13 protein-coding genes are annotated in these 14,148 nt (G+C 62.0%); 12 read left to right on the forward strand and 1 reads right to left on the reverse strand.

The genetic code is table 11. The features are described 5' to 3' along the window. The first annotated feature begins 46 nt into the window (after nt 1-46). Nucleotides 47-1,480: an APC family permease gene (locus tag AC1D0I_RS09205; protein WP_477394527.1), complete on the forward strand. Its 1,434-nt coding sequence runs from the start codon at nt 47-49 to the stop codon at nt 1,478-1,480. A gap of 151 nt (nt 1,481-1,631) precedes the next feature. Here AC1D0I_RS09205 and AC1D0I_RS09210 read toward each other — a convergent pair whose 3' ends face one another. Beyond that, nucleotides 1,632-2,249, reverse strand: a complete 618-nt coding sequence (locus AC1D0I_RS09210) for an SdpI family protein (protein WP_477394529.1) — start codon at nt 2,247-2,249, stop codon at nt 1,632-1,634. Nucleotides 2,250-2,618: 369 nt separating this feature from the next. On the opposite strand from AC1D0I_RS09210, the gene AC1D0I_RS09215 reads away from it, so the two are divergent. The 11 genes from AC1D0I_RS09215 to AC1D0I_RS09265 all read left to right on the forward strand — a co-directional run bounded on the left by AC1D0I_RS09215 (nt 2,619) and on the right by AC1D0I_RS09265 (nt 14,128). After that, on the forward strand, nt 2,619-3,137 hold the full coding sequence (locus tag AC1D0I_RS09215; protein WP_477394531.1) for a hypothetical protein: 519 nt from the start codon (nt 2,619-2,621) through the stop codon (nt 3,135-3,137). 43 nt (nt 3,138-3,180) lie between these two features. Beyond that, nucleotides 3,181-3,726 carry a hypothetical protein gene (locus AC1D0I_RS09220; protein ID WP_477394533.1) on the forward strand — a complete coding sequence of 182 codons (546 nt, stop codon included), beginning with the start codon at nt 3,181-3,183 and terminating at the stop codon, nt 3,724-3,726. A gap of 12 nt (nt 3,727-3,738) precedes the next feature. Next, entirely contained in the window at nt 3,739-5,085 is a 1,347-nt protein-coding gene (locus tag AC1D0I_RS09225) for a radical SAM protein (protein ID WP_477394535.1), read from the forward strand. Next, complete coding sequence (locus AC1D0I_RS09230) at nt 5,082-6,293, forward strand: radical SAM/SPASM domain-containing protein (RefSeq protein ID WP_095080449.1); 1,212 nt, start codon at nt 5,082-5,084, stop codon at nt 6,291-6,293. The genes AC1D0I_RS09225 and AC1D0I_RS09230 overlap by 4 nt, the downstream gene beginning before the upstream one ends. 176 nt (nt 6,294-6,469) lie before the next feature. Then, nucleotides 6,470-7,513, forward strand: a complete 1,044-nt coding sequence (locus tag AC1D0I_RS09235) for a hypothetical protein (RefSeq protein WP_477394537.1) — start codon at nt 6,470-6,472, stop codon at nt 7,511-7,513. Continuing rightward, nucleotides 7,510-8,595, forward strand: a complete 1,086-nt coding sequence (locus AC1D0I_RS09240) for a hypothetical protein (protein ID WP_477394539.1) — start codon at nt 7,510-7,512, stop codon at nt 8,593-8,595. The genes AC1D0I_RS09235 and AC1D0I_RS09240 overlap by 4 nt, the downstream gene beginning before the upstream one ends. Next, nucleotides 8,588-9,133 (forward strand): hypothetical protein, encoded by a 546-nt coding sequence (locus tag AC1D0I_RS09245; RefSeq protein WP_095080443.1) that lies wholly within the window; start codon nt 8,588-8,590, stop codon nt 9,131-9,133. The genes AC1D0I_RS09240 and AC1D0I_RS09245 overlap by 8 nt, the downstream gene beginning before the upstream one ends. A 73-nt stretch (nt 9,134-9,206) precedes the next feature. Further along, complete coding sequence (locus AC1D0I_RS09250; RefSeq protein WP_477394541.1) at nt 9,207-9,779, forward strand: hypothetical protein; 573 nt, start codon at nt 9,207-9,209, stop codon at nt 9,777-9,779. Continuing rightward, nucleotides 9,763-11,700 (forward strand): RiPP maturation radical SAM C-methyltransferase, encoded by a 1,938-nt coding sequence (locus AC1D0I_RS09255; protein ID WP_477394543.1) that lies wholly within the window; start codon nt 9,763-9,765, stop codon nt 11,698-11,700. The genes AC1D0I_RS09250 and AC1D0I_RS09255 overlap by 17 nt, the downstream gene beginning before the upstream one ends. A 9-nt stretch (nt 11,701-11,709) precedes the next feature. Further along, complete coding sequence (locus AC1D0I_RS09260; protein WP_477394545.1) at nt 11,710-13,287, forward strand: alpha/beta hydrolase family protein; 1,578 nt, start codon at nt 11,710-11,712, stop codon at nt 13,285-13,287. 430 nt (nt 13,288-13,717) lie between these two features. Then, nucleotides 13,718-14,128 carry a hypothetical protein gene (locus tag AC1D0I_RS09265; protein WP_095080432.1) on the forward strand — a complete coding sequence of 137 codons (411 nt, stop codon included), beginning with the start codon at nt 13,718-13,720 and terminating at the stop codon, nt 14,126-14,128. The last annotated feature ends 20 nt before the right edge of the window (nt 14,129-14,148 follow it).

Below are 14,148 nucleotides of genomic sequence, written 5' to 3' on the forward strand. Positions count from 1 at the left end.
GGACCGGTCAATCGGCCATGGGGAACACAGAGGGAGAACTACCCAAATGAGTACCGCAGGAACCAACCAACTTCGCAGAAATTCACTGGGCCTGATCGCCGTGACCTTTATGGTCATCTCGGCAGCGGCCCCGCTTACCGGCGTTGCCGGCGCGATGCCGCTCGCGTTCATGCTGGGCAACGGCGCCGGCATCCCGGCGACCTTCATCTTCGTGACCCTGGTGATGCTTGCCTTTTCGGTCGGCTACGTGGCGATGTCGCGGCATGTCACCAATGCCGGCGCCTTCTACGCCTATGCCGCGCGCGGTCTCGGCGGGCGGGTCGCCGGCGCCGTGGCGGTCGTGGCGGTGGTTGCCTACAACGCCATGCAGTTTGGACTGATCGGCCTCCTGGGGGGCATCGCCGCTGGTGTCTTCGGCGAACTCGGGCTGACCCTGCCCTGGTGGGGATGGAGCCTGATCGCCGTCCTGCTGGTCGGCATACTCGGCTACCGTCAGGTCGACCTGTCGGCAAAGGTTCTGGTCGTGGCCGTTGCGCTCGAATACCTGATCGTCCTGATCGTGGATTTTGCAATTCTCGGCAAGGGCGGCGCGCACGGGCTGGCGCTGAACCTGTTCGATCCGAACGCGATGTTTTCAGGTTCGCTGACTGCCGCGATCCTGTTTTGCCTGGGATCCTTCATCGGCTTCGAAGCGACGACGATCTACGCCGAGGAAGCCCGCGACCCGGAGAAGACCATTCCGCGCGCCACCTATCTGTCGGTGCTGATGATCGGCATCTTCTTCGTTTTCACCACCTGGCTGATGATCGTTGGCATAGGCGCCGAGAAACTCGTGCCGACCATCCAGGGCTACGGCGATCCCTCGGCACTCTTCTTCGATCTTGCTGGGCGCTATGTCGGCGGTCCCGTGCCGACCATCGCCGGCATTCTGCTGGTGTCGAGCCTGTTTGCCGCGCTGTCAGCCTTCCACAACTACATCGCCCGATACAGCTACGTGGCGGGACGCGAAGGCCTGCTGCCCGCTGCCTTCGGCCGCACCCACGCGGATCACCAGAGCCCGCACATCGGCTCGGTCGCTCAGACAGTCGGCGCCCTGGTCGTGCTGGCGATCTTTGCCGGACTAGGACTCGACCCGGTGCTCAACATGTTCACCTGGATCAGCCAGGTCGGCACGCTCGGCGTCCTCGGCATGATGACCGTGACCTCGCTCGCGGTCATCGTGTTCTTCCGCAAGAAACACATCGGCGCGCCGGCGCTGTCGACCGTGATCCTGCCCGCCTTGTCAGGGCTCATCATGGCCGCACTGTTCGTCTACATCTTCCTGCATTTCGGCGACCTCACCGGCACCACCGGTGGCGTGCTCGGGATCATCCTGCCGGCATTGATTCCGGCCGCCGCCGTGGTGGGATACTTGTTGGCGTTGCGGCTGGAAAAGGCCGATCCAGTCCGCTTCGCCAATATGGGAGTAAATCAGATTTAGGAAACGATGGACGGAATCGAATTCCGTTCGGACGACCGTGGCAGCGCGAAATAATCGCGCTGCCACGATCCGTCTGAATGACACCCCGTGCGAGACGTCCTCAGCCAAGTGCGGCTTCGACTGCTGAATCGGGGCCAGCCTGGACTGCGTATCACCCTGAGCCGTTCTGGCGCCGGGATGTCCACCACGAATAGGCCACACATATGAGTGCTGCGGCCAGCAGAATAGCCAGCACCGCCGGGCCGACGCGATCGTCCGACAAGCCGAAAAGAGGCAGCGACACAGTGAGCAGCCCGGCCGCCCGAAAGACGGGGCCGCCGAATCGGTGAGTTCTCGTCCAGACGTCCCGATCCGCAAGGGTCCAGGGTGTTCTGATACCGAACCATCGGTTGGGCTGCAGGAGCGGCATTCGAGCACCGACGACGATCATGATCACGCCGAGGGTGATCGGCATCAGCCGAAGGCGGTTCGTCTGGAATCCAAACGCCGAAGCAATCAAGAAGGCCTGCAGCAGGATGAGCAGCAAAAGGCCGATGAACCACGCATGGTCCGGCGCAAAACTTTTTGCGGGTTCGCCGGCTGCCTGCCTGTTCTCGACCTGCCGCCCCGGCCACAGACGCAGAACCATCCACAGCACGGCGAGCAGCACCGGCGCACCAAGCAATGCGACCCAGCGGCCCGCAAAGACGTCCGCTTCGCCCGACGCCGACCAGTGAACCGCAATGCGTACATCCGGCGACGTGAAGAGTGCCGCGACGATGCCGCTCAATACCATCACAATGAGCGCTATCAGCCTTCCGTGAATGAGAGGTCTCCCTGTTCGACCATTTGTCAGTTCAGGCGGCCGGTTCGCAGCGCCGCGTCCGCTCGCGCTACCGCGAAGGAATGCTGCCCCGAATCGGCGTCAGGATCAACGGCATGGCCAAACACGGCCTCGCATTCGCTGTGAGCCCAATGTAAACCCTTTCTTAACTCACATTAGCAACGGTTAAATAACGTACTTTTCTTGCCTGAAAACTGGCGATAGAGTAGTAATCTTTAAGTTTCCGCCGCGAATTTGGAAACAATATTACGCTGGCAAACTGACGATTGTCACATTCGAGAGGCATGGCCAACGCGCTCAGCGTAGGGGGAACCTATGGTGTCGCCTTATGCAGATTTCATAAAGAAGCTCCACAGGGACAAAGCGTTCCGGCAGGCATTCGCCGATGATCCGCGCGGCGTTCTTCGCGCGAGCGGGCTCGATCCAGACCTCCTTGACCTGCCTTCCAAGATCGATTTCGACGCGCTGGAACGGCGTATCGACGCTCAAATTTCCTCCGCTCCGCCGGATGCGGCCACGCTGAGGCATGCGTCGGCACAGGAACTGTGGGACAAGTTCAATTTCATCCGCGTCAACTATGATCTTGCCTCGCCGTCGATCCCAGCGACGAGCATCATCTACGGTACGACGGCAACCACCTCCGTCATATCCCTTGTTACGGCGCAGGGCAGCGCAGCCCGCACGGATGTGGAGTTGGCGCGTCTCGGCCGGTTGCGCAAATTGACCCGGCTGCCAGCAAGGGCCCTCAGTTTTGCGGTGAGCGGACCGGACGGGAGATCACTGCACGGCCTCGGCATCGAAGCGATCAAGGCGCTGGTCGACCGCCTGCGCTGAGCGGCCCGACGCCCGCAAGCATGCGAAATACAAGGAGCTTGTCATGGGAACCGAAGCGGCGAGTTTCATCAACCGGTTGCGCAAGGACAAGGACTTTCGCCACCGCTTTGTCCAATCGCCCAAGGACGTTTTGTCCGAAGAGGGGCTCAACCCCGACGTGCTGGCGCTTCCCGACCGCATCGACGAACGGGATCTGCTGAAGAAACTCGAACACGTGTTTTCGGGGCGAGAGTGGCAAGACGAGTTCGCACGGGCCAAGCCGGAGACGTTGACGGCAGGGGAGTTGTGGGAGCGGTTCGGCGTGATCGGCTGGAAGGGTTCGGCAGCCGGCGGCGGGAAATCCGGGATCGACGTGTCGGTTGCCTCGGCGGTGGTCATCTACGGCGTCTCCGTGGTGACGTCCTCATCTACGCAGGTGGCGGCAGCCGGATCATTGGCCATGACATCGGTCGAGCAGTTGAGGTCACTGCGCGAACTGGCTCGCTTTCCCAAGGAGAAGCTCAGCTTCTCCATCGTCGGGCCGGATGGCGTTGCCATCGAGGGCGTGAACGCCGACATGCTCGCCGCCTTTCTCGCTCGTGTGAAGTGATGGTGCGCCCCAATGCTTGCCGTCTACGATGGTGATCCGACGAAGACCGTGCGCTGGTGGTCCGGGCCGTCCGAGCCACCACGCGTCTGCGTCTGGGAAATCACGCTGAAGTGCGATCTCGGATGCCGGCATTGCGGTTCGCGGGCAGGCGCCGAACGCCCTGGCGAGCTGACGCTCGAGGAGGCGCTCGACACCGTGAAGCAGCTTGCGGCGCTTGGCGTTCGCGAGGTCACTTTGATCGGCGGCGAGGCCTATTTGCGGGATGACTGGGTCGACATCGCCAGCGCCGTCACCAAGGCTGGAATGGCCTGCACCATGGTGACCGGCGGATATCGCTTCGATGATTTCCGCATCCAGGAAGCGCTCGCGGCCGGCATCAGGCGGATCGGCGTGTCGATCGACGGCATCGGCGCGACGCACGACCACCTTCGCGGCCGCATCGGCAGCTACGAAGCAGCACTCGACGCAGCAAAACGGATCATGGCCACCGGCCGGATCGGCCTCAGCGTCAACACCCAGATCAACCGGCTTAGCCTGCCGGAATTGCCGGCGCTTGCCGACCTGTTGGTCGAGATCGGCGCGAGCGCCTGGCAAGTGCAGCTGACGGTCGCTCTCGGCCGCGCGGCAGACCGTCCGGACCTGCTGCTGCAGCCCTACGATATGCTCAACGTGATGCCGCTGCTCGCAAGGCTCAAGCGGACGGTGCTGGAGCCGGGCGGCGTCCAGCTCTTCCCTGGCAACAACATCGGCTATTTCGGTCCGCACGAGCCCTATCTGCGCTACGGCGGCGCCGACGGGCATACATGGAGCGGTTGCCTCGCGGGTCAGGCTGCGCTGGGCCTTGAAGCCGATGGCACATTGAAGGGCTGTCCCTCCTTGCCGAGCGCCGACTATGGTGCGGGCTCGGTGCGCACCAGCTCTATCGAGGACATGTGGCGGTCGAGTGAGCGTATGCGCGGCCTCGGCGCCAGGACGCGCTCCGATCTGTGGGGTTTCTGCGCCACCTGCGAACACGCCGATCGCTGCAAGGCCGGCTGCACATGGACGGCACATGCGCTGTTCGGGCGCCCCGGGAACAACCCGTTCTGCCACCACCGGGCACTGACGCTCGCGGGACAGGGCCTGCGCGAGCGGATCCGTCTTGTCGAGCGTGCCCCCGGCGTGCCGTTCGACTACGGCCGCTTCGAGATCATCGAGGAGCCGCTCGATGGCGAGGAAGGCAATCAAGGCGGGCTCGAGGAGCTTGCCGCGCTCGCGACGCTCTTGGGCGCGGCCGGCAGCGGTGTCTGGTCGAACGCCGGGCTGCGGGCGGCGACGGCAAAGACGGCGCAGCCCCGTCACCGGGAGGCCGCGCCATGAATGCACCCGGCACAGACGTTCAACGTCCGCTCGAACTGGGAATCATGTTCACGCACCGTTGCCCGATCGCCTGCCGCCATTGCGGCATCCTTTCCGGCCCGGACAATTTCGACAGCATGGCCATGGAATTGGCGGAGCGCTGCATCACCGAGGCAGCCTCACTCGATCCCAGGCCGTCGACGATCGTCTTCACCGGCGGCGAGCCGATGATGTACCCGCACCACCTGGAGCGCCTGCTTGGCGTGGCCAACCAGCTGGGATTTGCGACACGCGTGATCACCAACGGTTTTTGGGGTCGCAATCAAGCCACCGGTCGGCGCCTTCTCTACCGGCTGCAGCTCGCCGGGCTTGATTCCCTCAATTTCAGTGCCGACAAATTTCACCTGGAATTCCTTCCGGCCGAGGTTTTCCGTCGCGCAATCGAGATCGCCTGGGAAGCAGGCTTTCCGGTCATCGTCAACACGGTCCTCAATATGCCGGGCGATCCTGTCGCCCTGTTCTCGCAACTTTACGGCATCCCCACCGAGAAGATCCGCCTCTTCGACGAGGACGAGTTCATCAGGCAGGTGGCTACCGATACCGTGCCGCCCGAATTGACCCAGATGGTGAACCTCTCGTTTGGCAGGCTTGTCGGCCTCGGACGCGCCGCCGAATACCCCGAAGAGCACTACCGCTCGGATCTCGCCACCTAYACGTATACGCCTTGCCAAGAAGTGGTGAACCGACCGGTCATCTACCCCGACGGCAGTTTTCAGGCGTGCTGCTGCGCCGGCGGCAAGATCGCGAGCTTCACGGTCGGCAACGTGCGTGAGCGTTCGCTCGCGGATCTGTTTGACGCGATGCAAACGCGGACGCATTTCCGGTTCATAAATCAGTTCGGTCCGCGCGCACTCCATGAGGCGATTGCGGAAATGAGCCCAGATCGCTCCTCCGACCCTGACGGCTACGCCTCGATTTGCGACGTCTGCGTCGCGGCCACGAAAGGCTTGTGCGCGAAGGAAGTCGATGCGCGCCTCGATCATTGGCTGCTCAAGCGATTTCTCGAGAAGGATGAAATCTCGGCCGCGAGCGAACCGAAGCGGTCGGAGCTGGCGGAGCGTGACGAGGAAGGCGTGATCGCGGCCGGCTTTTTCGACACCGGCCGGCGACTGCCTGGCGCGCCGGAAGATATGAAAATTTCAACTGGATCGCTTGAAAATGTAATATGAGTAACATATAATAAAAAAATCTTGAAAAGTGCTGAAATCTGCGCTGATATTTAGTCGGCGCGGCATTTATATTTCTATACACAACAGATATATCTCGAATCTCTTAGTCGGTATTTCTTAGTGCGGGTGTAATTCTGTGGCCAGGACGGATTTTCGGAGCATCGGTGGTTATATCGATGCGGCAGGAGCGGCGTCCCATGAGTATGCTTTCTCCAGTTGACCAAGCGACGTCGTCGACCGTCGCGTGCTGTCTTGAGCTGGAAATACGCGACGAAGACGGACGGCTTCCGCAAGGAAACATGTTTCCGGTGCTGACCCATCTCGACAGCGGACGCACCTGGCGCATCCTTCGCTACGCCCGCGCCTTCGACGGTTTGCTGTTCAGGGCTTTGCCGCCCGGCAAGTTCAGACTGCATGTTGCGAGCCCGCGGCACGAAACGGTGGAGATGGAGATCATGCTTGCTGCGGGTGGGCGCGAGCGGATCAATCTGCAACTGAAAAGAAAGCCGGGGCGCCAACCGCTGATCATCGATATCGGGGCCGACGAGGATACGCTAATCCCTGCCCGCCATTCGGTCTCTCGGCTCGTATCCTGTCTCCTCAGTGATCGCGCCGTCCTCAATGCGGTCGAGGCGCCGCTTGATGCGTTGGATGCGATCGAAAAAAGCGAGCGGCACCATGTCCGGCGGCTGCTTTGCATAGGATTTCCCACCCCGCGTCGGCCGCTTGCCCAGCGGCTGTTCTGGAGCATTGTCGACCGGCGCTGCCGTCTCGAGGCATTGCTCGCCACGGTGTTCGCCAATGAGGCGGTCACCGAAATGCTGAATTGTGAACCAGCTCAGGTGGCGGATGAAGCGCGGACGGCAGTCGACGGACTGGACCGCCTGGATATCGCCGACGCGTTGATGATGCTGGCGCTCTACAGCGCGCCATGGAAGGCGGTGATGTCCGAAGTCTGCCGCACCCAGGCCGGAATTCGCGACGTGCTTATTCCAGCCGGCCTCGCCCACATGCTGCAGCCCGATGCAAACCCGGCAATTCCGACGCGGCCGAGCGCGCGCGGGCGCTGGGCCGGCGAGCCGTCCGACCAGACCGTGCTCGAGGCAGGTCCGCTGATAGCGCGCATCGCCCTGGTGATAGCTGGCGCATCCGAGGCACAGCCGGCCTATTTCGCAATGTTCGACCCGGTCATCAGACAGATGCGGGAGGGCAACGCATGAACGCCGGCAGGAAACCAACCACGCTGACCTTGCTGACGTCCTACCAATGCACGGCGGCCTGCGAGAACTGCTGCTTCGCGTCGCATCCCGGGATCGCGGAGAAACTGCCGTTGTGGCGCATGCTCGATGCCATTGAGCAGGCGGCGGAGATGCCGTCGATGAAGCTTGTGGTCTTCTCCGGCGGGGAATGCTTCATGCTGGAAGATGAGCTTGTCGTGGCGGTTGCGCGCTGCACCGAGCGAGGGCTCGCCAGCCGGTGTGTCACCAACGGCTATTGGGCGAAGTCGGTGCAAGCCGCGCACGCACGCCTCGAGCCGCTCTACAGGGCTGGCCTGCGTGAAATCAACTTGAGCACCGGCGACCACCATCAGCAGTTCGTACCGGTCGAGCGCATCGCCTATGGCGCAGCCGCAGCGATCAGGCTCGGCATGAATGCCGTCGTCGTGGTGGAACGCGAAATGGACCGGACTTTTCATGCCCAGGGACTGCTCTCTCATCCGGAGATGGCAGCGATCCGCGACCATCCCAACCTCATTGTGTTCGACAGTCCCTGGATGGCGATGGAGGATCGCGATTCCGTGCGGCATGGCCCCGCCAGCCTGACCAACCACCTGAACATTCACCGCCGCGCGCCCTGTGAAAGCGTTCTGGACACGATGGTGGTCAATCCGCGCGGCGAGGTCGGCGCCTGCTGCGGTTTGACGCGCGAACAGATTCCCGAAATGCAGATCGGATCGCTTCAAGACGCAACGCTCGTGGAACTCGCGGAAGCCGCCGGCAATGATTTCCTGAAGATATGGCTCGCGGTAGAGGGGCCGGAGCACATACTCGCCTGGGCTTCCACGATCGATCCACGCATCGACTGGGAGAACCGTTTCAATCATCACTGTGACGCATGCCGCGCGCTCTATGACGATGCATTGGTGCGCGACGTGCTTGCCCACCATTGGCGCGAGCGGCGCGACGACGTCCTTTACCGTTATCGGCTGGCTCATCAAAAACCCGAGGCAGAATGGCCGGACCAGTCCACCCGGCATACGCCAATCGCCTCATCCCGGCAGGAGGCCATAAACCATGCATGATAGCGATCTCATCAGAAAACTCGTCAGCGACAACCCTCCGGAAAAAGTCAGGAACCTGTCAGAAAGACTTGCGTCCGACCCGAGCCTACTCGAGAAATTCGTCGACAAACCGTCAGCGGTGCTGAAGGATCACGGCCTTGCTGTGAGCGGCGATATCAAGCTCGGCGACCGTGAAAAGGCGATGATCCGGATGTTCTCCGATCCTCGCGTCATCGAATTGTACAACAGCGGCAAGATCGACGACCTGCGCGCCCACATCACGGACAAGTACAGGGAAATCGTGATCACCAATCCCGGCGACACCCACGCAGTGGCGGTCGCGGACTTCGATGTGGCTATCGAGGTCGAGGTCGTCGCCGTTGCGGTGGCCGTCGCGGCGATCGTTGTGGCGGGTGCAGCCGACAGGTTTTCCAAGCTGGCAACGATCGAGGCCGAGGCGGGAATTCTCAGCGCCAAGGTGGCGGCGCTCGAGGCTCGGGTCAATCTTGTCGACAAGCTCGATGCGAAGGTCACCCGTCTCGAGCAGCGCATTCGCTGACGCGGCATCACCGGGTGAACGCCCATAGCGTTCACCCCCGTGTCTTCGTCCGTGTGGACACTGGAGGGCTGGTATGCGGCAAAGGGAACTGTTGCGGGAATTTGTGACGGCACCTCCACCGGTCGGGCTGGCCCGGCTGCGCGACGACATCGCTGCCGATCGCAGAGTGCTCGACCGTTTCTGCGATCATCCCGGAACGGTGTTGCGGACCTATGGCGTGGACGCCGACCAGACGATTGCGCTTGGCGACCGCGAGAAGGCAATCATCCGGCTGTTCTTCGACCCTCAGGTGGTCGAGCTGCATAGCCGCGGGGAACTCGACCGGCTGCGCGAATACATCCTTGCGCATCATCCTGAAGTCGGCATCGCCAACCCGACCGATCTCGCCGGGGCGTTTGCCTATGTCGACGTCGACGTGGCGATCATTGCCGAAGCCGTGGCAGTGGCGGTTGCGGTGACGGCGATCGCCGTCACCGGTTCCTTCAAGTCTGGAAGCACGGTTGGCAAGGCGATCGAGCCTCTCGCCGCACGCATTTCGGTTCTGGAGAGCCGGTTGGCGAGCCTGTCGCGGCTGGAAGTCCGCCTTGCCGAACTGGATCGGCGAACACAGCAAGCCTCGGAGGCCGCCAATGCGAAAGGCCGCTAATTCGAAAGTGCTGCTGTGCGTGATGCCGTTCCTGCCGATCGAAAGGCCGGCCCTGGGCGTAAGTCTGTTTGCCGCCCGTCTTCGACAGCAAGGCATTGCATGCGACGTATTCTACGCCAATCACCGCTTTGCCGACCGCATCGGCTTTCCGCTCTATCAGCGGATTGCGCAAAGCGCTCCGACGCACGACCTGCCGGGGGAATGGGTGTTCAGCCGCGCACTTTGGAGACACGACGCGCTACCCGACGAGGCCTTCGATAGATATGCCAGGACCACGCCGGGCGATTACTACCCCAACGCCTTCCTGGGTCAGATCCGCTACGCGCGGGAGCAGGCTCCTCAGTATATCGACGATCTGGCGGAAACGATCGACCTTCAAGACGTCGACATTGTCGGTTTCTCGAGCACCTTTCAGCAGAACCTCGCGAGCCTTGCCATGGCCAAGGCGCTCAAGGCGCGAGCGCCAGACCTCCATGTCGTGTTCGGCGGCGCCAATTGCGAGGGTGAGATGGGGCTTGAACTGCATCGCAGCTTCACCTTCATCGACACGGTCTGCCGCGGCGAGTCCGATACGAGTTTTCCGCAGTTGATCGAGGCCGTTCGCAAAGGTGAGGACATGTCCGCCATTGGCGGCCTTGTCTATCGCGGTTCGGGAGGAGAAACGGTCGAGAGCCTTGTGCCACAAGCCGCGATCCGCGACATGGACAGCCTCCCCTTCCCCGATCACAGCGATTTCCTCGCCGCGTTCGAGCGGTCCACGGCGCCGCAATTCATCGAACCGGAGCTGACCATCGAAACCTCGCGCGGATGCTGGTGGGGCGAAAAACACCACTGCACCTTTTGCGGCCTCAACGGCCTCGGCATCGGCTACCGTGCAAAGTCGGCGGACCGTGCGCTGGCCGAGTTCCGCCATCTGCGCGACAGCACGGGGATTCATACCTTTTTCGCAACCGACAACATTGTCGACATGCGCTACTTCGCGACGGTGTTTCCGTCCCTGGTGGAGGACGGCACCAAGCTGCAGCTGTTCTACGAGACCAAGGCAAACCTCAAGAAGGACCAGATCGGGGTTCTCAGACGCCTGGGAACGACCTGGATGCAGCCCGGAATCGAGCACCTGAACACGCATGTGCTCAAGCTCATGGACAAGGGCATTCGCGGCATCCAGAATGTGCAGACCTTGAAATGGGTCCGCCAGCACAAGATGCTGGTCACCTGGAACGTTCTCTGCGGCTTTCCTGGGGAACGGCCGGAGGACTATGAGGAAGCCATCCGTTTCATGCGGTCGATACGTCACCTGACCCCGCCGTCGTCCTTCGCTGCGTTTCGGCTGGACCGATTCTCGCCGATGTTCGACCGGCCGGACGATTTCGGGCTTTCCGACATCAAGCCATACCCATCCTATGACCTTTGCTACCCGGGCGTTTCACCAGGTGCACGGGCGCGCATCGCCTATTTCTTCACCTACCGCGGGACCACCGACGCGCAGACGCTGGAGGGGATCAATCGCGCCTGGCGCGAGGCGCAGGACTGGAAGCAGGAGCACCGGCACGCCGCGCTGAGCGCTATCGTCGGCACCGATCTGGTTACCATCATCGACCTGCGGCCGGATCACCCGGTTCGCCCTTACATATTGGTCGGGGACGATCGGCTCGTCTATCTCGGCCTCGACAGCATTCAATCCATTGCTTCTCTCACCGCCAATTTGCGCGGCGTTGCGCCCGATCGCGCATGGGACGAGGAAACCGTGGCCAAAACGGTGCAAGGCTTCATCCAAAACGACCTCGTTCTCCAGGAGGACGATCTCTACCTTGCGCTGGCGATCCAAGTTGCCGCCGATACGAGCCAGGATGCCGAGCACGTGGATATGGCGGCGCCATCGATGCGCTTTGCCCGACAAGACGAAGCGGCGGTGACCTGAGCCGGTGCAATGAAGCCAATCGATTTGCCTCTCATGGAGGGTTTCCAAATTTTGCTTCGCGGCGAACTCTTCGTCGAACAGGCGCGGCGGCGGGTAGCGTCGACCGTCGACGAATATCACTGGACCACGCACGCCGAGAAGGTTGGCGGACCCAAGCCTGTTCAAGAAGCGGCAGTCATTGAAATCGGTGACGACGGCAAGGTTGCGACCTATTCGCTGTTTTCATCCGGCGCCGTGCTTCACCGCGCCGTTTTCGGTCAGAACCGTGCGCTCCTGACCTTGCGCGACGGCAACGAGCATGAGTTGGCGCTGACTGTCGCACCCGACCTCGTGCTTCAACAGAATTTACTTCTTCAGCTTTCGCGCTGTCTTGCCGCGCTCGATCGCGATGAAGGTCCGCGCAAACTTCACTACTTTTCACCCGAAGCGCTGGCAGTGCGCGACTTCGACGTCGCGCCCGCCGGAGCGCTGGACTGGGAGACGTCGATCGGCATACGGCTCAACATGAGCGCCAGTGGCGCCCTGGTCTCCGCCGTGGGAATGGACGAGAAGGGAACGCTTATCGGGCGGGCGGGCCCGCCGGTGTTCCACGCGGCGCCGATTGAGACCCTTCGCGGCGCCGAGGAAAGCATCGAACCACCACCGCCTCCCCCTGGCATCGACCGCGAAGAAGTTACGATCGAAAGCGAGGATATCACGCTGCATGGCCTGTTCGTGCACGGACGCAAACCCGCCGGGCCTAGTCCGGCCTGCCTGTTCCTGAATGGATCGGGCTCCATCACCCGCTGGGGCGGTGCGCCCGGCATGCGCCTGAAGACACTCGAGACGATGGATGCGCTCGCGCAAGTCGGCGTAGCCAGCCTGGCGATAGATGCGCGCGGAGCAGGCAAAACCGGATTCGGCAAGGCCGACCGCCCCTTGGGCGCGACGCGGCTGGCCGATGCCGCCGCCGCCTGGCGCTGGCTCGCCGCGCGCGCCGACATCGATGCCCTGCATCTTTTCGCAGCCGGTCATAGCCTGGGCGCCCTTGTGATCCTGCAGCTGTTGTCGACCGACCCGGCCCTGGCGCCGGCCGGCCTGATCCTGCTTGCCCCCCCGGGCAGGCCGTTGCGCGATATCCTGATGGAACAGAATGCACGCGAGAGCGCACGCCTGCACGTGTCGGAAGAAGAGGCCGGCAAGCGAGACGCGGCACTACGGCAGTGGCTCGACCGGGAAGCAAGGACAGATGGCGCGGAACTGCGGCTCGGGGGCCTGAGACCGCTCACCGATCCGGCCGTTCTCGAAACCGATCCACGCGCAGCGGTTGGAGCCGTCCGCTGTCCGATGCTGATCTTGCACGGCGACAAAGACATTCAGACATCGGCAGACCGTGATGCCAAAGCGCTGCACCGCGCCGCCCGCAGCCACAATGTCCGCTCTACATACAAGGAAATCCACAACGCCGACCATCTATTCCGGCTCGAGCCCGAAGTGTCGACGCCGGAGCGTTACCGCCAGGATCTGCCACCGAACCCGGAGTACCTCGCAGCCGTTGCTGAATGGATTGCCGGACTTGCTGCCAGTGCACCCAAACCGCGACGTTGACGCCGAGTGCGTCACGCTTGGCCAAATACATTCTGGCGAAGCGTTCGATCGTAGATAGCAATTCTTGGCGCCTGACCTCAGTCATAGCGCCTATTGCAAATTTTTTGCAGTATTTCTTTCTATAACAATTTTATTTTAATAATACAGATTAAAATAAATCTGTTGACGATGAGCATTTCAAACTTTAAGTTGCTTGCGCGGCGCAGATTCGAGCCGCTAGAGCGTAGTGAAGCCGTCCGATTTGGAGGCCGACCTGGAGTCTGTTTGTTTTGGAAGCGACAGACGAGACCGTTCGGCAACGCTACCTCCGACTAGTTTTTTCGGGAGGGCCGGCATGGTCCGACGTAGAAGTCGCGCGTCCGACGAAGTCGCTTCCAAGCGACGTTCTGCGCCTGAGCCGTCAGAGGGCCCACGATCGCGGGAGCTCGCCATGAGTGCTGAAAATGCCTATTCGAACTACTGCCTGAAAGGGTTTGAGGTGGCGCAGCAATATGCAGCGCGCGCCCAGGAACTCTACGGCCGCAGCCGCCAGCAGCTGGAAGAGGCCGAAGTCCCGGCCCGTGATCAACTCCAACAAATCATGGCCTCGTGGCAGCGGGCGTTGAGCGAGGCTGGCAACGGCGACGACGCGCAACAGCGCGCCGCCTCTGCATGGCTCGATCACGCGCGCCAGTACGGGCAAGTGATCAGCAAGCATCAGAACAGCGTCGGGCAGACCATGAAGGACTTGGGCGAGCAGTTGGCGTCCGCATATGACGAAGCTCAGCAAAAGGCACGCGCGAATTTTTCGGACTACCTGGCCGACCTGCAGACACTGGCGAGCGGCAAATCCGACGAATGACATTGCTCTATTTGGGGTCG

Source organism: Mesorhizobium sp. P2_D1, assembly GCF_056404455.1.

What these genes read in the sequence shown, in the direction of transcription:
- AC1D0I_RS09260 (WP_477394545.1), top strand. Translation starts at nt 11,710, where the DNA reads ATGAAGCCAATCGATTTGCCTCTCATGGAGGGTTTCCAAATTTTGCTT.
- AC1D0I_RS09225 (WP_477394535.1), top strand. Translation starts at nt 3,739, where the DNA reads ATGCTTGCCGTCTACGATGGTGATCCGACGAAGACCGTGCGCTGGTGG.
- AC1D0I_RS09245 (WP_095080443.1), top strand. Translation starts at nt 8,588, where the DNA reads ATGCATGATAGCGATCTCATCAGAAAACTCGTCAGCGACAACCCTCCG.
- AC1D0I_RS09240 (WP_477394539.1), top strand. Translation starts at nt 7,510, where the DNA reads ATGAACGCCGGCAGGAAACCAACCACGCTGACCTTGCTGACGTCCTAC.
- AC1D0I_RS09255 (WP_477394543.1), top strand. Translation starts at nt 9,763, where the DNA reads ATGCGAAAGGCCGCTAATTCGAAAGTGCTGCTGTGCGTGATGCCGTTC.
- AC1D0I_RS09265 (WP_095080432.1), top strand. Translation starts at nt 13,718, where the DNA reads ATGAGTGCTGAAAATGCCTATTCGAACTACTGCCTGAAAGGGTTTGAG.
- AC1D0I_RS09215 (WP_477394531.1), top strand. Translation starts at nt 2,619, where the DNA reads ATGGTGTCGCCTTATGCAGATTTCATAAAGAAGCTCCACAGGGACAAA.
- AC1D0I_RS09220 (WP_477394533.1), top strand. Translation starts at nt 3,181, where the DNA reads ATGGGAACCGAAGCGGCGAGTTTCATCAACCGGTTGCGCAAGGACAAG.
- AC1D0I_RS09250 (WP_477394541.1), top strand. Translation starts at nt 9,207, where the DNA reads ATGCGGCAAAGGGAACTGTTGCGGGAATTTGTGACGGCACCTCCACCG.
- AC1D0I_RS09235 (WP_477394537.1), top strand. Translation starts at nt 6,470, where the DNA reads ATGCGGCAGGAGCGGCGTCCCATGAGTATGCTTTCTCCAGTTGACCAA.
- AC1D0I_RS09205 (WP_477394527.1), top strand. Translation starts at nt 47, where the DNA reads ATGAGTACCGCAGGAACCAACCAACTTCGCAGAAATTCACTGGGCCTG.